This window comes from Thalassotalea agarivorans (assembly GCF_030295955.1).
GTDB lineage: Bacteria > Pseudomonadota > Gammaproteobacteria > Enterobacterales > Alteromonadaceae > Thalassotalea_D > Thalassotalea_D agarivorans.
On record NZ_AP027363.1, the window covers coordinates 2,111,948 to 2,129,494 of the forward strand.

The following is a 17,547-nucleotide window of genomic DNA, read 5'->3' on the forward strand; positions in this document are numbered from 1 at the left end:
ATGATAAACCTTTGATATTTATTATAATTTTAATAATAGCAAGGTGAAACAAAGCTACCGAATAAAGCTTGCACTTTCACCCTTGTAGACAACTTTACCACGAAAAAAAATACTTTGTAACAGCTCAATACTGTTCATTCATCAATTAGCTCTTTATACTGCTTTGACTGATGTAATAACACGCAATTTTATAAAATAATTATGCAACAAAATTACCGAACGGATATTGATGCAAGTGGTGCAAACTACTTCATGAAAGGTTTTGAATTAATTCGCTTAAAAGGCATTAGGCGTTTCGTATTTATTCCCCTAATCGTCAACCTTTTATTTTTTAGTCTCGCGTTTTACTACATCTATTTGCAGCTTGATGTTTACATTGCAAAACTTGATAGCTTTATCCCCGATTGGCTCGACTTTATTCATTACATAATCTGGCCGGTCGCCCTGATCGCTATCCTGATTTCCTTTACCTTTATCTTTAGCGCAGTAGCCAATTGGATTGCTGCGCCTTTTAACGGTTTGCTTGCTGAAAAAATGGAAGCAATGTTAACGGGTGAGCCTGCACCAAACACTGGATTTACTGCCGTTTTAAAAGATATTCCAAGAACGCTGTCACGTGAATGGACCAAGTTTATCTACTATTTACCACGTGCTATTGGTTTCTTTTTACTGTATTGGTTTGTTCCCGTGATCGGGCAAGTGCTGTGGTTTTTGTTTTTAGCATGGATGATGGCTATACAATATAAAGATTACCCTTTCGACAACCACAAAGTACCTTTTTTCGAAATGCGACGTATGTTGAAAGAAAACAAAGGCACTAGTTATAGTTTTGGTGTTACCGCGGCAATCTTTTCAATGATCCCTATTATCAACTTAATAGTAATGCCGGTAGCTATTTGTGGCGCAACCGCACTTTGGGTTGACCGCTATAAACAGTATTACGATTAAAGCTTGCTCTCTTTTAAAGGTTTTCTATCGCTACAGCCCTGATAGCTTGCTTGGTTTGTAATGAAATAGGTAAAATTTCGTAGTTTGTTCGATAAGTACTTCATATCTATTAGAATTAGGTTTATATTGTTAGCTGTGTATTAGCCAAAATGCACGTCGGATTAAAAAAATAAAGCGAGCATACATGGAGAACGCTGAAATGAACCTTTTTAAATCGCTCAAACTCGTAGTTGTATTTTGTGCAAGTATGGTTTCCTTTAGCACCTTAGCGAATGATCATGCTATTAGCATTGCCAAACTAGACGATGCGCAAGTCTTTGCTGAATATACAGACGAATTACCGGCTGTACTTAATTTCTATACAAGTGCAGACAAAGACACAGTGCTTGAGTTTTACCAAACGCAATATGGTGAAGCGATAAAGCAAGAAAGAAAGTATGACAGGCTAGTTGTCAATTATGCTGTCAGTGGCCAAGCGATTCGCCTAGTGCTATCTAAACAAGATGACAAAACACAAGTAGATATCATTGTAGAAGAAGGTGATGTGATTGAAGCTGAGACTGAAGAAGTCGCAGAAAATCCAGAAGAAGAAATTCAACCTTAATACATTCGATTTTCGAAAAGGCCTGCTTAATGCAGGCTTTTTTGTTTAAACCTAATAATCATGCAACAGCAGTGGTAACAAACCTTAATTAACAGCCAATTAACAACTCGTTAAAATTTCTGATAAACTCTGTTATATAACAACAAATTAACGGAGTTAGACAATGCCCAAAGGGACTTTACTCTTAGCGGTTGCTTTCTACTTAACCTGCGCTAGTAGCCAAGCCTCTCAGTTGGTGCTGCCGGCGCCTTCGTTAATTTTGATTGAACAAACACAAACACCAACAGACGACACTGACCCAAAAAAACAAACGCCACCACAGAGCACTGACGTTCAAGCCGAAGAAAAGCAAACAGAAGCGCAAATTCAAGAACAAGAAGATGCTGAACCTGTAGAGAAACCTCAGGCTTTAGATGCCACCTCTGAGGCGCTAGATTCTCTTAAACAAACGCAAGAAAAAGATAGCAGCGGTTTAAAATCGGCAAGCGCCACACAAGAAGATATTGAGTTCGTGTCAGACGGTCAGCTACACGCCTTTGAAGAGGAGTTTGATCAGCTCTATGACAAGGTAGTCGCATTAAGTCGAAGCCCAGAAGACTATAGCGAACTGTATTCACGTATACGCCCGGTTATTTTGGAAAAAACTGCCAAGCTCAAAGCACAATTAGCATCCTCTCCCAATCTTACCTTGATGGCGCAAGTCAACAATTATGAAACCTTTCAACAATTGGTTTATCAGTATGCTGAATTAAAGAACTACTTTTTATTGCGTCAGAATTTATTCTCAGAGGCTACTGATGCATTTGTAAAACTGCATACCAGCACCAAACTTAATGGATTTAAAGAAGCGGAACTCGAATTTAACTACATGTCGCTGCAAGCTATGGTGATGTATGAAGCGGCTAAACAACGTACGTTAGAGTTGCCAACGCGAGCGATAGAAGCACCTCTGGGGCTAGTCACCACATTCGTCACCTTCTTTTTAGCGGTTTTTGTCTTTATTTATTGGCGCAAATGGGCAAAACAAGGCTTGCCAGATTTTAGAAATAAAACGCTATCTCAGCCTCCTCGCACAGGGTTAAAACAGCAACTTATCAAGTTCACATGGTATTTAGAACAAACAAAAACGCCGATTGAATGGTATTTACTGCTCACTTTTTTACTTAATAATATCGATTTCCTACAAATGCCGCTGCTGAGTGACATTCTGCAATCAAGCGTGTTCTGGCTTTGTACGACGGTGTTTGCGTTTAAGTTACTCAATAAGATTATTGAACGTAGTAGGCAAGGTGTACTTAATGAGCTCAGTAAAAAACAATCGGTGTCTGTTAAACTGCTGTTGTGGTGGGCAGGTCTATTTTTATTAACCACTGAGCTATCGGCGCTGTTTGTTTCGCATGGTGCACTACTAAGTTGGCTGACTACCGGCTTTATCTACGCAATCGTGCCTATTTATATTTTCATCATCTATCAATGGCGTAGTGATGCCTTTGAGTTTATCGAAAAAGACCGAGACTGTGCACCGCAGATCAAATCTCTTGCTGCTCATAAAAAGGGCTTCAGAGGATTTATCGTTGCCAACATATGCATTGCTTATGTGATTTATTTCATCGTATCCAAAACAGTACTGAAAATGCTGTCTCGCCTAGAGTCAGGCCGCAGGTTAACTACAGAGCTCTATCGCAAGCGACTAACTGAAGACAATAAAGCCTTTATTGATTCGCTTAAAGAACCAGAGCTTGTGAGCGATGAAATTAAAGACATCTTTGTTAAAGGTACCCGTTATATTGATAAAGAAGTGCTTGCCTACAGCCAAGATAAAATATCGTCTATGCTTGCCCTTAATGAGAAAAGCCATGTAGCGATAATAGGTGAACGCGGTATCGGCAAAACCACATTGCTCAATGAAATCGCCAAAAGCCAACCACAGGCACTGCAAATTAACTGCTCGGAAGAATTTGACGATGTCATCGCTCAGCTTGCCACTTTACTGAATATTGACGCTGAAACGGTCAAGACAGAACACATTGCAAAAGCGCTCGAAGAACAAGAAATTCAACTCATATTGATGGACAATTGTCATCATTTGGCTACGGCAACACCTGGAGGGCAAAGAGAACTTAAACGCCTCTATGGCCTCATTAATGAATTAAAAGGTTTATGCCTTTGGGTATTGAGTTTTGAACAAAACGCTTGGCAACTAATTAGTGCGCTTAACATTGCCACCGGCTTTTTCAGTCAAAAAATATCGCTTGGACACTGGAGCGAAGATCAAATCGCTAAATTGTTGTCAGCAAGGGCGCAAGAGGCGGAGCTTCCGATACAATACAACCATTTGCACATTCCTAGGCAGATTGCCGATGTCGAACAACAAAGCCTAGAAAAGCGCAATAAAGCGGGCGTATTTCGCATACTTTGGGGCTACGCAGATGGTAACCCTGCTATCGCATTAAGAAGCTTTGCAAAGTCAATTTACAAAAGCGAAGAGCAATACTATGCAACGCTGCCGATTGCGCAAAATATCCATGTTATTGAAAGTTTTGATATTAACACCCTGCTAGTGTTGCGTGTTATTTGTCAGTTTGGGCGTGTAAGTACCGCTGACATTGTTAATAACTTGCGCCTGCATGGGCTGGTTGTTAATTCTGCTATCGCCACCTGCATGGCGCAAGGCATTATTGAGTTGGTTAATGGCAGATACCAAGTGAGTTGGAATTGGTATCGTGTAGTCGCGCGCTATCTTGCACGTCAAAACTTATTGTCTAGCTAAGGAGATACTTAATGAATACTCGACCTATGTTATTTATCGCCCTAGCCTGCTTTTCCAATGTCGCAGTTGCTCAAGAGTCAAAAGAATTGCAAGTGATTACTACCTTGGCTGAAATGATTAAACCGGGTGGTATCTTTCTATCTATTATTTTAATCACCCTTGTTTGGGGTGTGCTAAAAGTCGTTAAAACAGTGGTTAATGACCTAAGCGAAGTATTCGCCGAGCGACGCATGTTATTGCAAAAAGCATTAGTGTTTTTTCAGTTCATTGCTTACTTTTTTACTATTACCACGTGCGTTCTATTAAGTTTCGAATTTAGTAAAGAACTACTGGCAATACTAGGTGGTACTGTAGCTGTGGCTGTTGGTTTTGCGTTGAAGGATATTGCCGCTTCTATTGTCGCCGGTATTATCATCATGTTTGACCGTCCTTTCCAAGTAGGTGACCGTGTGCTGTTTGGTGGTGAGTATGGCGATATATTGGCGATAGGATTACGCTCTGTAAAAATGAATACCTTGGATGACAACGTAGTTACCATCCCTAATAATAAATTTCTCAGCGATTTAACATCTTGTGGTAACTATGGCGAGCTTGATATGCAAGTTGCCATCAGTTTTTACATTGGCATCGATCAAGACTTGAGTGAAGCGCAGAATGTCATACGAGAATCAGCGGCACTAAGTAAGTTTGTTTACTTGAAAAAGCCGATTAACGTGTTGATTACGCAAACGATTACCAACAACTTTATCTGCTACAAACTCACGCTAAAGGTTTATGTTCTAGATACAAAATATGAAAAACAACTCGAAACGGACATTACCATTCGTGTTAACGAACAATTTAGAAAGCTGGGAATTTTGCCGCCAGTAATGCACTTCCAGCCCAATCCAGAAGCAGAAGCTGTGGTAACAAAGTAACGCTAGTCACTTTGTTACCTATGTTGTTTATTTAGCATCACCCATCGCAAGCCCTTCTCGTCTTGGATCGGCGCCACCAATTAACTGCCCTTCTTTAATTTGAATCACATGGATACCTGAGTTTAAATCTCTGACAGAGATTTTGTGTCCCATCGCCTCTAAAGCAGGTTTCAATTGTTCGAGTGATGTGCCTTTTTCAAGCGTTGTTTGCCTATTACGATTGGTAATACGCGGCAAATTAACCGCTTGTTGCGGAGATAAATTATGATCGACCATGGCGCTAATGGTTTGTGCCACATAGTTAATAATTCGGCTACCACCTGGCGAGCCCACCAATATCGCTAACTTACCCTCTTTAAATAGCATCATTGGCGCCATTGAACTGCGCGGACGTTTGTTTGCTTGTACTCGATTAGCAATCAATTGGCCGTCACTAGTGCGTGGCGATAAAGAAAAATCCGTTAACTGATTATTTAGCAAAAAGCCGTTAACCATAACCGCACTACCGAAACCCATTTCAATACTAGCAGTCATCGACACTGCATTACCGTCTTTATCGACGATAGAAAAATGCGTGGTTGAAGGCAAATTGTAGTCTTGTGCAGTTAGGCGAGTTAATCCATCAAAACTGCCAGGTTTGGCTAGTCCCATGTCTTTTTTAGGATTTATCAAAGTGGCGCGCTCGGCTAAATAATCGTCTGCAATCATTTGCTTTGTCGGCACTTTAACAAAGTCGCTATCGGCAACATAAGTATCTCTATCAGCAAAAGCTAAGCGGGAGCTTTGTGTGAATAAATGAAGTGATTCAATACTTGTTGGCGAGTATTTGGCCATGTCGAAACTATTCAAAATACCTAGTTGTTGCAATACAGCCAGTCCGCCTGAGCTAGGTGGCGCCATACCACAAACATTGTAGGTTCTGTAAGGCGCGCATATTGCGTCTCTCACCTTTGGTTGATAAGCCTTCATGTCCTCCATAGATAATGTACCCGGAGACGCTTGTGCATTGTTCACCGCATTAACAATATCTTGTGCAATCCAACCTTCATAAAACGGAGTAATGCCCTCATCGGCAACAGCCTTTAGCACTTTCGCTAGTGGTTTGTTTACTAGGATATCCCCTGCTTTTAGTGGTTTTCCGTCTGGATAAAAGTAAGCTTTTGCAGCAGGCAATTGTGCAATACCCGGATTGAATTTCAGTGTGACTAGCTTTTCAAGCCTTGGCGACACCACAAAACCATTTTCGGCCAATTCAATTGCATCGGAAAATAATGTTTTCCATGGTAATTTACCATGCTTTTCATGCGCCATTTTCATCATTGCGAGCACACTTGGTACACCGACACTATGGCCACCAACAACCGCTTCAATCCATCGCATTGGTTTGCCGTCATCTGATAAAAACAATCTTTCATCAACACTGGCAGGTGCAGTTTCTCGGCCATCATAAGTTGTTAGCTTTTGCTCATTCGCTTGCCAATAAAGCATAAAAGCGCCACCACCAATGCCTGATGATTGCGGCTCCACAAGTGTAAGCACTAATTGTACTGCTATTGCTGCATCAACAGCACTGCCCCCTTGACGAAGCATATTAATGCCCGCTTTAGTTGCATAAGGATTAGCTGCCACCACCATGTAATTAGTTGCTAAAACATCATTGTTTTCACTCAGTCCTGTCGCAGCTTCAGGCTCTCTATCTTCGCGCACAGTGGTTTTATCTTTTGCCTCACAGGCAACCATTTGGCTAAGCAATAGAGTCAGCAGCGCTATTTTCTTTATCATGTTAGATCACTTCTTGTGGTGTGCGGCTGGCACATGGGTTAAATGCATTTGGTTAAATTTATCAAAATTATCGAGCAAAGGTTGATATTTTTTTGTCTGGTTTTCCAATAGGCCTAATGCATGTGACGTTGCCTCTAACGTAGACAAGGCATTTTCTTTACTGGTGCGACGAATCGCGTACTTTGATTCAATACCCGCTGGTAAAGAGACTTGTTTAAGCGCCTTCAAAACTGGTGTGCTTTGGTAAATTTTATACGCTTTCTTCCAGGTACCATCTAAAACGACAAGACCATCGATAACAAGATTACCATCAGCAGTTTGGGCATTTTCGCCTGGATACAACAATGCTGCACTCGGATGTGATTGCAACCATTGCTTTAGCGCTTGATTATTCTCAAATGAATCTCCGCTTAACACAATGCAGTTTGAAAGCGAATGCGATAGCAAGGTCACCGACCCCTTTGATTGTTTTACTTCGCTCGAATGTTGCAGCACCAACACGTCAATATCATTGGCGATATCGCAAAAAAGCGCACAAATGCAGGCTGTCTTCGGCCGCTGGCAGTTTGTACATATTTCTCGAGGCATAATTCAGGGTAACTGTTACACAGGCAATATAGCTAGTTTAAGCGATTGAAAGCGCAAAGGCATTTACTTTTATAGCTAAGTTGCTACAGTGGCAATCAGTTCAGGGGACATCTGCCAATGTCTTATCAGTTGACGTCTAAGGATATATTTTGTTTACGTTTTCCTTAAAACAATGGCCATTAAAAAAACAACAATGTTTACCACCCATTGCAATTGCGGTTATCGCGCTTTGCTTTTGGATGTTCGAAAGCGCGCTGTATCAAGACTTAGTTTGGGATCGACAAAGTATCTCGCTAGGTGAATATTGGCGTCTTGTTACCGGACATTTTTTTCATTCAAATACCATACATTTGTTATTGAATTTAGGCGCGCTAGCACTGCTTTGGGCCCTGCAGGGCAATCACTATACCGCTAAGCAATACTTTACTTTGGTCTTTGTAAGCGCGCTTGTAATTGGCATATTGATGTTCTATTTTTCACCATCGATACAACGTTACGTTGGGCTGTCGGGTATTTTACATGGTATTTTTGTCTACGGCGCGATAATGGATATTAAAGCGCGCATTGCAAATGGCAAATTACTGTTTGTGTGTTTGTGGATTAAAATAGCATACGAACAATTTTCCGAACCCAATAAAGCACTGGCTAATCTGATCGAAGCCAATGTTGCCATAGATGCACATTTGTTCGGCGCTATTGTAGGTACTATATTCACCTTGGTTTACCTCGCCTTAATCCACGCAAAAAAGCAAAACAAATAGCATTTGTAGTCAATCTATATATTAAAAAAGGCGCCTAAGCGCCTTTTTTTTACAATGTTTCTTCAAACAATTTGTATATTCTTCGATATTCATCCAACCAACTACTTGGTTGCACAAAGCCATGAGGTTCAACAGGATAAATCGCTGTTTCAAAATCTTGTTTTTCCAGTTCAATTAATCGTTGAACTAGGCGCACAGTATCTTGGAAGAATACATTGTCATCAATCATTGGTGCGTTGATAAGCAACGGTTTTTCCAACCCTTCTGCAAAGTAGATAGGTGAACTGCGCTCGTAAGCGATTGCGTCATCACCCGGCGTATTTAAGATATTCGAAGTATAACCGTGATTGTAGTATGCCCAATCTGATACTAATCTAAGTGCAGCACCGGACTGGAACAAATCTGGCTGGGTAAACATACTCATCAAGGTTAAAAAACCACCATAAGAGCCGCCATAGGTGCCTATGCGCTGACGATCTACATTGGCATTGTCTACCAACCAATTGACGCCATCTCGCATGTCTTCCACTTCAGGTTTACCCATATGGCGATAAATAGCTGTGCGCCAATCTCTGCCATACCCTTTTGAGGCCCTGTAATCCATATCAATAACTACGTAGCCTTGCTGCGCAAGCATAGAATGGAACATAAACTCTCTAAAGTAACCAGACCAACCTAAGTGAGAATTTTGTAAATAACCTGCGCCATGCGAAAACATAACTGCTCTGTGTTTTTGTCCGTCTGATGTCGTTGGACGGTACACACGCGAATAGATCGGCTCAGCTTGGTTTGAAGACGGCACTGCAACTACCTCAGGTGCTACCCAAGGCATACTTAAAAACGCTTCGCTAACAGTAAATGTCATGCGTGTTGCTTCTGCATCAGCTGTTGCGTCTTGAACATATAATTCAGGCGGCATTGTGACTGTCGAATGCTCGATCAGTAACCTAGTTTCGTCTGGACTTAATGCGTAGCTGTTATTTCCACCTAATTGTGTGATTGCTTCGACCGCAGCTGAAGACACATCAACACGATAGACTTCATAAATGCCTGGATGTGTTTTGTTACCTTTAAAGTAAAACGCCTGCTCGTCATGCGTTAGCGTTAAATCGCTAACTTCATATTTACCTGAAGTTAGCTGACGTGCTTTGCCCGATAAAGGTTTTATATACAAATGCGAATAGCCACTTTCTTCAGAAAGATAAAATAAACTATTTGATTGATTTAACCAGCCAAACTCATTGAATGTCCAGTTTATCCATGCATCGTCATGTAATCGGTGTTGCGATACTAAGCTAGGGTTTTCAAAATTAACCGTTGCTAACCAACGATCTTTGTTATCCCAAGCTTCAAGCAATACAGCGACTTGTTCACCATTTTTTGACCATTTAATAGGTCGACTTGCCGACATCACGTGAATGTTGCGAGGCGACTTTTCACTGCTGTAAGTTTTGCCTGCTCGGGCATAGTTTTCTTTTCGTACAGAAGCAAGCACGTCTTCGTCAAAACCTGGCAGTGTATCGTATTTTAGCTTTGATAAATTACCGCTCTTTAAATCTACCAAATAGAGGCTTTGTGAATACTCGCGATTTTCAGCCACTCTAGCGCGCACACGCTCTGCATGAATGTCACCATCGTTGGTCACATAATTAGGCATAATATCGGTATTTTTACGAGATGACTTCGCCACACTAATGCTAACAATCAACTTGTCGCCATTTGGAGAAAGTGACGCGTGCGAGACTCTATTGCCTTTACCAAAATAGAAGGCATTGTCGGTAATGGTATCGTTTTCAGATTTTATCGCTTGATTCTGCTTTTCTTGCAATTTCGCATTACGGTGTTGCAAGGCAATATAGTCGATTAATTTATGTTGTTCTTTTGCCAGATAGCTATCTGGTTCTTGAATATCAGACGGTGCCGCCGCCATTTTCAAGTTAGCGAGTTCTTGAACTTGCCCTGTGTTGATGTCATGAGCAAAAAATGCATTGCCAGCTCGATACGCGACACGACCATCATTAAGGAACATAGCTTGGCTTTCTCTTACTGACGTATGAGTAAGCTGCTTTACATTGCCACTTGGCAAAGACTTAATGAACACATTACCTTTGTAGGTATAAACGGCCTTTCTGCCTGATTCATGCTTAACAGCGTAGCGGTCGTTGACCTGGTGTAGCTGATTTAACGGCACCTGATTTGTCGCTGGTTCACCTGCGATGTTCACGGAAAACAAATCGGTTACCGGATTACCTTCCCTTTTTTGCTGGAAGTAAACAGTTTCGCTATTTGCACCCCAATACCAACTTTGCGGTGAGCGTGCAATCCAATCAGGATCAGACATAATTTTCTCAAGCGTAATGGTAGTATCACTTGCATGACCTGCTGCTTGCTCACCTTTTACCACTGCAGGTGCAGGTTGAGCGGATGTTTGCGTTGGTGCAACTGTATTGGCGCACGCTGCAACGGTTAGCGCTATGGTAGCGACTAAAAAATGCTTCTTCATAGGTAAATCTTTTTTGTTTATGTGCTCATTATTATAGAGGATGATAATCGATACCGATTAACACACTTTCTTCAGCATACAGGCTAATCTGTGTTAACGCATTTGTTTATTACATTTCGATAAAGAGTCGGGAATAAACGGTAAACAAACGTAATCAAACATCGCGAATCGCTATTATTTTGTAATTAGGCTACATAACGTAAACCTATCGCGAGAAAACTGATATAATACGTGCCGATTTTTATTGAACAGATACACTTATGCTAGCGACACCAGATATAGGCTTATTTGATTACCCAAAATATTGGGCGGAATGTTATGGCGTTGCGCCATTTTTACCTACGTCTCGCCAAGAGATGGATGCCTTAGGCTGGGACAGCTGCGATATTGTATTAGTTACAGGTGATGCTTATGTAGATCATCCTAGCTTTGGCATGGCTGTTATTGGCCGCATGCTCGAAGCGCAAGGATTTCGCGTCGGTATTATTGCGCAACCCGATTGGCACAGCAAAGATCCATTCCAATCTTTAGGTAAACCTAATTTATTTTTTGGTGTGACCGCTGGCAACATGGATTCGATGATCAATCGCTATACCGCCGAAAAGCGATTACGCCATGACGACGCTTACACACCGCACAACGAAGGTGGAAAACGGCCTGATCGCGCTGTTATCGTCTATAGCCAGCGCTGTAAAGAAGCATATAAAGATGTACCTGTTGTTATTGGCGGCATCGAAGCGAGCCTGCGAAGAATTGCACACTATGACTATTGGTCAGAAAAAATTCGCCGCTCTATTATTTTTGATGCAAAGGCAGATATCCTCATATACGGTAACGCGGAAAGGCCACTTGTAGAAGTTGCACACCGCATTGCAAAAGGTGAACTTGTATCAGAAATTACCGATGTTCGTGGCACAGCCTTTATTGCTAAAACGGCCCTGCCCGGCTGGAAAGGTATTGATTCTAGGAATATTGATAAGCCAGGTAAAATTGATCCAATTCCAAGTCCATATCAAGACACGTCTGCTCAAAGTTGTGAATCGAATAAAAGCGAAGCTTTTGCCGAGGACAAAGATGTCACTAAATCTGCGCAACCTATTACAGTAGCGGATTATCAAAACAAGCCTTGGGAGCAAAAGCTTAAGCCTTGGGAAACAACCTATATTAATTTGCCAACATTTGATCAAGTCAGTGCAAATAAAACCTTATACGCGCACGCGTCACGTATTTTTCACCAAGAGGTTAACCCACATTCGGCAAAGCCTTTGGCACAAAGCCACGGTGATAGAATTGTTTGGTTAAATCCGCCTGCAATTCCTTTAACAACACCTGAAATGGACGGCGTGTTTGACCTTCCCTATCAGCGCGTACCGCACCCGATGTATGGCGACGCTAAAATACCGGCTTATGACATGATCAAAACCTCGGTCAATATTATGCGTGGCTGTTTTGGTGGATGTACGTTTTGTTCTATTACAGAGCATGAAGGTCGCATTATTCAAAGCCGCAGCGAAACGTCTATTTTAAATGAAATTGAAGCGATAAAAGAAAAAGTACCAGGCTTTACCGGGATCATTTCGGATCTTGGAGGTCCAACAGCCAATATGTATATGTTGCGTTGTAAAAGTGAAAAGGCAGAAGCAACCTGCCGTAAACCTTCTTGCGTATGGCCAACAATATGTGGCCACTTGGATACCGATCATAGTCCAACCATTAACCTTTATCGCAAAGCACGAAAAATTAAAGGCATTAAAAAGGTATTAATCGCCTCTGGTGTACGTTATGACCTTGCAGTAGAAGATCCTGCCTATGTAAAAGAGCTTGCTAGCCATCACGTTGGCGGTTATTTGAAAATTGCACCTGAACACACCGAAGACGGGCCACTAAACAAAATGATGAAGCCTGGCATGGGTAGTTATTATCAATTTAAAACCTTGTTTGATAAGTATTCAAAAGAAGCCGGTAAAAAGCAGTACCTTATCCCCTATTTTATATCAGCTCACCCGGGTACAACTGATTTAGATATGGTAAACCTTGCTCTGTGGCTAAAAGAAAATAACTTTAAGCTCGATCAAGTACAAAACTTTTATCCATCGCCACTTGCGAATGCAACAACGCTTTACCACACGGAAATTGATTCGCTGCGTAAAGTGAAAAAAGATAGTCAAGTTGTCCCCGTACCTAAGGGTGGCCGCAACAGAAGATTGCACAAGGCCTTGCTGCGCTATCACGATCCGGCTAACTGGCCAATCATTCGAGAAGCATTGAAAAAGATGGGGCTTGCTCGAAAGCTTATTGGGCATAAAGCGGAATGTTTAGTGCCGCCAGAGCGCAAAGGTGAGCAAAATTACCAGCACTATAAACATGGTGGCAAAGGAAAAAACAATAGCCAAGGATTTAAAACATCACCTGGCCAAAAGCGCACAAAGCCACATAAAAAAGGGTTAACGCGCTTTTCAGATAATCAATTTAAAAAGAGAAAGTAGCGCATGGACTGGAAAATATTCTTCACCATTTTTGCTTCTGTCTTCCTGGCAGAACTTGGTGACAAAACGCAATTAGCAACCATGCTATTTGCCGCTGACAAAGCAGTAAGCAAATATACTGTCTTTATTGCCGCCTCGGCAGCGCTAATCGTTGCAACAGCAATAGGCGTGTTGGCCGGCAGCTTGCTTTCACAATACATTAACCCCAAATATCTGCACTATATAGCGGGTATTGGATTTATCATTATTGGCGTTGTAACGCTAGTAAAAGCCTAAATAATCAGCCTCAATTAAGGAACTATCGTTAATGCTTCAGGCAAACAATATTACGCAGCAGTTTGGTGCAAAACCACTGTTTGAAAATGTCTCGCAAAAATTTGGTGGCGGCAACCGCTATGGTCTAATCGGTGCTAATGGTTGTGGTAAATCTACCTTTATGAAAATTCTAGGTGGCGACTTAGAGCCTACGTCTGGCAACATTAAACTCGATCCTAATGAGCGCATTGGTAAATTGAGACAAGACCAATTTGCCTTTGAGCAATACAGCGTTATCGATACTGTAATAATGGGCCACACTGAACTATGGGCGGTTAAAGCTGAGCGTGATCGTATCTATGCGCTACCTGAAATGAGCGAAGAAGAAGGTATGTTGGTGGGTGACCTCGAATCTCAATATGCCGAGATGGATGGATATAGCGCCGAAAGCCGCGCCGGTGAGCTTTTATTAGGTGTTGGTATTCCTGTTGAACAGCATTATGGATTAATGAGTGAAGTTGCACCTGGATGGAAGCTTCGTGTATTGCTTGCTCAAGCCTTGTTTTCAGAACCTGACATACTGCTATTAGATGAGCCAACCAACAACTTGGATATTCATACCATTAACTGGTTAGAGGATACCCTAAACGAACGTGACTCTACTATGATCATCATTTCGCATGACAGACACTTTCTAAACAGTGTTTGTACACATATGGCTGATTTAGACTATGGTGAGCTACGCGTATTTCCGGGTAACTATGACGAATATATGTTAGCGGCAACGCAAGCAAGAGCTCGCTTGCTTGCAGACAATGCAAAGAAAAAAGCACAAATAGCCGAATTGCAATCATTTGTTGCGCGCTTCTCTGCCAACGCTTCAAAAGCAAAACAGGCGACATCAAGACGCAAGCAAATGGAGAAAATCCAAGTAGAAGAAGTTAAAGCGTCAAGTCGTGTTAACCCGTTTATTCGTTTTGAACAAGAAAAGAAACTATTTAGAAATGCACTTGAAGTAGAAAGCGTATCGAAAAGTTTCGATGACCAATCAGTGCTAACAGACATTAGTTTAATGGCTGAAGTGGGTGAACGTATCGCAATTATCGGCGAAAACGGTGTCGGTAAAACCACGCTTTTACGTACCTTGCTCAGTGAAATAAACGCTGATAGCGGCGAAATTAAATGGTCTGAAAACAGCAATATTGGCTATTACGCCCAAGATCATGCCCATGAATTCGAGACAGATATGAACTTGTTTGACTGGATGAGTCAGTGGCGTAATGAAGGCGATGACGAACAAACCATTCGCGGCTTTCTAGGTCGTATGCTGTTTTCTGCCGATGATATTAAAAAGTCGGTTAAAGTGCTGTCTGGTGGCGAGCAAGGGCGCATGTTGTTTGGTAAGTTAATGATGCAAAAGCCTAATATTTTGGTAATGGATGAACCCACTAACCACCTTGATATGGAGTCGATTGAATCGTTAAATATCGCCTTGGAACAGTATGAAGGTACATTAGTTTTTGTTTCTCACGACCGTGAATTCGTGTCGAGTTTGGCGACACGGATTATTGAACTTAAAGACGGTGGCTATACTGATTTTGCTGGGAGTTATGACGAATACTTGGCTGCTCACCAAAAATAGTAATTAACGGCGCTGCTTAGGCGGCGCCACTCGCTAAAAGATAAGCTTTTCTCTGCTGCGCCGGCAGTTTCTCTATTGCATATCGCAACATCGTTCTAGGCATTTGATAAGCATGCTTGTCTAAAAATGCCGTCATCGTCTCTAGTGAACGATTACCTACTTCCCTTAACATCCAGCCAACAGATTTATGTATTAAATCTTGTTGATCAAACAACAACTGTTCAGCCAGTTGCAAGGTTTCCTCGAAGCGCTGCTTACGAATAAAGTAAAGGGTAGAAATTATTGCGATGCGGCGGTGCCACAAATTGTTAGATTTGGCAAAATCAAAAAGTTGCTGACAATCCAACCCTTGCTCATATAACCACCGTCCTAAAATGTAGTAACAAGAGCTATCCACCAAATCCCAGTTATTAACAAAATCAATGTGGGCTAAATAACTCTCCACTATCAGTTGCCGCTCTAGTTTTTTGCTATTAAAGCGCTTTACCATCGCGAGTAAGGCAAACATCCTTACTTCATGATATTGATGTTGGATTAGTTGATTACAGACCTCTAGTGGAACTGGATGCACCTCTTTCAACAAGGCTCGCAGCGCCGGCATTCGGATGCCAATAAATACATCTTCATGGCCGTAACTACCCTCGTCCGTTTTAAAAAACCGCGTGACTTGCTGCGCATAACCTGCATCAGCCAATGCGACAATATCTGCCAATACAATTGCCGCATCGGGCGTTAATCTATTGTTTGTCATCCATTGGGTCGTCTACGTCTTCGTCAACTTCGTCTTCGTTGGCAAACTCTACATCAAACACGTGGGCGCAGCCGCCATATTCGTTCAGTTTTTCGTTCCAACGCCAAACGTCGTTGGCTCTGCGCCAACGTTCATGATAAAACTGCATTAAACAGGCCCCGTAAGGGATCTCTAACAGCAATAAATCAAATTCTTGCGCTTGTTCATACGGCGGGTATAACGGACCTGTGTACTTATATCCGCCATAATTATCTTGTGCAAAGGTGCGCCAAAAATCCTCCACCTGCATCCATTGTTGACTTGGCCCATAGTAGATTTCCATCGTCGGTTTATGGCCATTTCGAATATCACCATGTTGCGGATTATTATTTTCAGCTTCCTGTTGCGGCTCATTGGACGAACACGCAACTAAACAAAACAAAAGAGGCAAGTATTTAATCATTAACGGCTCCTAGTGCTAAATGCCTAAAACAGTTACTTAAGTAATAGCACAAAAAAACGCGCCTAAGCGCGTTTTCTTTAAATACTTGTTAGTATTTCTTTAATTAAATCAGGTCCTTGATAAATGAAGCCGGTATACACTTGTAGTAGAGAAGCGCCCGCATCAAGTTTTTCCTGAGCGTCCTTAGCATTCATAATGCCACCAACGCCAATAATTGGCATCTTGCCTGCTAACGCAGTAGAAAGCATTTTGATCACTTCAGTACTTTTATCTGTTACCGGTGCCCCTGACAAACCACCGGCTTCGTCAGCATGGGCTAACCCTGCTACTTTATCTCTATCTAGTGTAGTGTTGGTTGCGATCACCGCATCAATATCGTTATCTAATAGGCACTGAGCGATACCTTGAATTTCTTCTTCAGTCGAGTCTGGTGCAATTTTTACTGCAAGTGGTACATACTTGCCATGTTTTGCCGCTAAACTTGCTTGTTCAGCTTTTAGCGCAGCCAATAGTTCATTTAATGCTTCGCCATATTGTAAAGAGCGAAGACCCGGCGTATTAGGCGAAGAAATATTAACTGTGATGTAATCAGCATGCTCGTATACTTTGCGCATACAAATGACATAGTCATCTTTTGCATGTTCTTCTGGCGTATTTTTGTTTTTACCGATATTAATGCCAACAATGCCATTACGCTTTGCCTTTTGCACTTGGTCGACAAGGTAATCTACACCTTTGTTATTAAAGCCCATGCGGTTAATAATCGCTTGCTTTTCTTCTATGCGAAAAAGACGTGGTTTTTCGTTTCCTGGTTGTGGCCTCGGCGTTACCGTCCCCACTTCTACAAAACCAAATCCCATCGCTAAAAACGCATCAACACATTCACCATTTTTATCTAAACCAGCCGCTAAGCCGACAGGGTTTGGAAAGGTGATGCCCATCACTTCAACAGGTTTTTGAATCGTTTTTTGTGAGTAAAACGCGTTGAGTGGCGTTTTGCCCGTATTCTTTAAACTTTTAATCGTTACATCATGAATTGTTTCTGGATCGAACTGAAACAATACTTTTCTAAGCTTTGAGTAGAACATTTAGACCTCA

General features: G+C 41.8%; 14 protein-coding genes. 8 read left to right on the forward strand and 6 right to left on the reverse strand.

Annotated features, from left to right (window positions below; all coding sequences use genetic code 11):
- Positions 1–201 precede the first annotated feature (201 nt).
- The 4 genes from cysZ (at position 202) to QUD85_RS09755 (ending at position 5,239) form a co-directional block, all read left to right on the forward strand.
- Positions 202–948: a sulfate transporter CysZ gene (gene cysZ, locus QUD85_RS09740; RefSeq protein WP_093328332.1), complete on the forward strand. Its 747-nt coding sequence runs from the start codon at positions 202–204 to the stop codon at positions 946–948.
- A gap of 199 nt (positions 949–1,147) precedes the next feature.
- On the forward strand, positions 1,148–1,552 hold the full coding sequence (locus tag QUD85_RS09745) for a hypothetical protein (RefSeq protein WP_143047927.1): 405 nt from the start codon (positions 1,148–1,150) through the stop codon (positions 1,550–1,552).
- A 163-nt stretch (positions 1,553–1,715) separates the two neighbouring features.
- Positions 1,716–4,322, forward strand: a complete 2,607-nt coding sequence (locus tag QUD85_RS09750; protein ID WP_093328328.1) for an ATP-binding protein — start codon at positions 1,716–1,718, stop codon at positions 4,320–4,322.
- A gap of 11 nt (positions 4,323–4,333) precedes the next feature.
- Positions 4,334–5,239, forward strand: coding sequence for a mechanosensitive ion channel family protein (locus tag QUD85_RS09755; protein WP_218139581.1), 906 nt, complete (start codon positions 4,334–4,336; stop codon positions 5,237–5,239).
- A 27-nt stretch (positions 5,240–5,266) separates the two neighbouring features.
- Here QUD85_RS09755 and ggt read toward each other — a convergent pair whose 3' ends face one another.
- Positions 5,267–7,021, reverse strand: coding sequence for a gamma-glutamyltransferase (gene ggt / locus QUD85_RS09760; protein WP_093328327.1), 1,755 nt, complete (start codon positions 7,019–7,021; stop codon positions 5,267–5,269).
- Positions 7,022–7,027: 6 nt separating this feature from the next.
- The gene (locus QUD85_RS09765) at positions 7,028–7,609 is read right to left on the reverse strand and encodes a tRNA-uridine aminocarboxypropyltransferase (RefSeq protein WP_093328325.1); all 582 of its coding nucleotides are present in this window, start codon (positions 7,607–7,609) and stop codon (positions 7,028–7,030) included.
- A 149-nt stretch (positions 7,610–7,758) separates the two neighbouring features.
- Here QUD85_RS09765 and rrtA point away from each other — a divergent pair, with 149 nt between their 5' ends.
- Positions 7,759–8,370 carry a rhombosortase gene (gene rrtA / locus QUD85_RS09770; protein WP_245732072.1) on the forward strand — a complete coding sequence of 204 codons (612 nt, stop codon included), beginning with the start codon at positions 7,759–7,761 and terminating at the stop codon, positions 8,368–8,370.
- A gap of 49 nt (positions 8,371–8,419) precedes the next feature.
- Here the strand turns inward: rrtA and QUD85_RS09775 are convergent, their stop codons facing one another.
- Positions 8,420–10,873 carry a S9 family peptidase gene (locus tag QUD85_RS09775; RefSeq protein ID WP_093328324.1) on the reverse strand — a complete coding sequence of 818 codons (2,454 nt, stop codon included), beginning with the start codon at positions 10,871–10,873 and terminating at the stop codon, positions 8,420–8,422.
- A gap of 260 nt (positions 10,874–11,133) precedes the next feature.
- Between QUD85_RS09775 and QUD85_RS09780 the strand changes: the two genes are divergently transcribed.
- From QUD85_RS09780 to QUD85_RS09790, 3 genes are read left to right on the forward strand one after another with little or no spacing between them, the layout of a single operon-like run.
- The gene (locus tag QUD85_RS09780) at positions 11,134–13,359 is read left to right on the forward strand and encodes a YgiQ family radical SAM protein (protein ID WP_093328322.1); all 2,226 of its coding nucleotides are present in this window, start codon (positions 11,134–11,136) and stop codon (positions 13,357–13,359) included.
- A gap of 3 nt (positions 13,360–13,362) precedes the next feature.
- Positions 13,363–13,635, forward strand: coding sequence for a TMEM165/GDT1 family protein (locus tag QUD85_RS09785; protein ID WP_093328321.1), 273 nt, complete (start codon positions 13,363–13,365; stop codon positions 13,633–13,635).
- Between the two features lie 31 nt (positions 13,636–13,666).
- Positions 13,667–15,256 (forward strand): ABC-F family ATPase, encoded by a 1,590-nt coding sequence (locus QUD85_RS09790; RefSeq protein WP_093328319.1) that lies wholly within the window; start codon positions 13,667–13,669, stop codon positions 15,254–15,256.
- A gap of 16 nt (positions 15,257–15,272) precedes the next feature.
- On the opposite strand, the gene QUD85_RS09795 is transcribed toward QUD85_RS09790, so the two are convergent.
- The 3 genes from QUD85_RS09795 to pyrD form a co-directional block, all read right to left on the reverse strand.
- A complete protein-coding gene (locus QUD85_RS09795; RefSeq protein WP_093328318.1) occupies positions 15,273–16,007 on the reverse strand; it encodes a DNA alkylation repair protein in 735 nt (244 codons plus the stop codon).
- A complete protein-coding gene (locus tag QUD85_RS09800) occupies positions 15,994–16,449 on the reverse strand; it encodes a hypothetical protein (RefSeq protein WP_093328316.1) in 456 nt (151 codons plus the stop codon). The genes QUD85_RS09795 and QUD85_RS09800 overlap by 14 nt, the downstream gene beginning before the upstream one ends.
- A gap of 77 nt (positions 16,450–16,526) precedes the next feature.
- The gene (gene pyrD / locus QUD85_RS09805) at positions 16,527–17,537 is read right to left on the reverse strand and encodes a quinone-dependent dihydroorotate dehydrogenase (RefSeq protein WP_093328315.1); all 1,011 of its coding nucleotides are present in this window, start codon (positions 17,535–17,537) and stop codon (positions 16,527–16,529) included.
- Positions 17,538–17,547: the final 10 nt, after the last annotated feature.

Bases quoted from the DNA above. Each gene is read 5' to 3' on its own strand.
- cysZ (WP_093328332.1), top strand. From the start codon at position 202: ATGCAACAAAATTACCGAACGGATATTGATGCAAGTGGTGCAAACTAC.
- QUD85_RS09745 (WP_143047927.1), top strand. From the start codon at position 1,148: ATGAACCTTTTTAAATCGCTCAAACTCGTAGTTGTATTTTGTGCAAGT.
- QUD85_RS09750 (WP_093328328.1), top strand. From the start codon at position 1,716: ATGCCCAAAGGGACTTTACTCTTAGCGGTTGCTTTCTACTTAACCTGC.
- QUD85_RS09755 (WP_218139581.1), top strand. From the start codon at position 4,334: ATGAATACTCGACCTATGTTATTTATCGCCCTAGCCTGCTTTTCCAAT.
- ggt (WP_093328327.1), bottom strand. From the start codon at position 7,021: ATGATAAAGAAAATAGCGCTGCTGACTCTATTGCTTAGCCAAATGGTT.
- QUD85_RS09765 (WP_093328325.1), bottom strand. From the start codon at position 7,609: ATGCCTCGAGAAATATGTACAAACTGCCAGCGGCCGAAGACAGCCTGC.
- QUD85_RS09775 (WP_093328324.1), bottom strand. From the start codon at position 10,873: ATGAAGAAGCATTTTTTAGTCGCTACCATAGCGCTAACCGTTGCAGCG.
- QUD85_RS09780 (WP_093328322.1), top strand. From the start codon at position 11,134: ATGCTAGCGACACCAGATATAGGCTTATTTGATTACCCAAAATATTGG.
- QUD85_RS09785 (WP_093328321.1), top strand. From the start codon at position 13,363: ATGGACTGGAAAATATTCTTCACCATTTTTGCTTCTGTCTTCCTGGCA.
- QUD85_RS09790 (WP_093328319.1), top strand. From the start codon at position 13,667: ATGCTTCAGGCAAACAATATTACGCAGCAGTTTGGTGCAAAACCACTG.
- QUD85_RS09795 (WP_093328318.1), bottom strand. From the start codon at position 16,007: ATGACAAACAATAGATTAACGCCCGATGCGGCAATTGTATTGGCAGAT.
- QUD85_RS09800 (WP_093328316.1), bottom strand. From the start codon at position 16,449: ATGATTAAATACTTGCCTCTTTTGTTTTGTTTAGTTGCGTGTTCGTCC.
- pyrD (WP_093328315.1), bottom strand. From the start codon at position 17,537: ATGTTCTACTCAAAGCTTAGAAAAGTATTGTTTCAGTTCGATCCAGAA.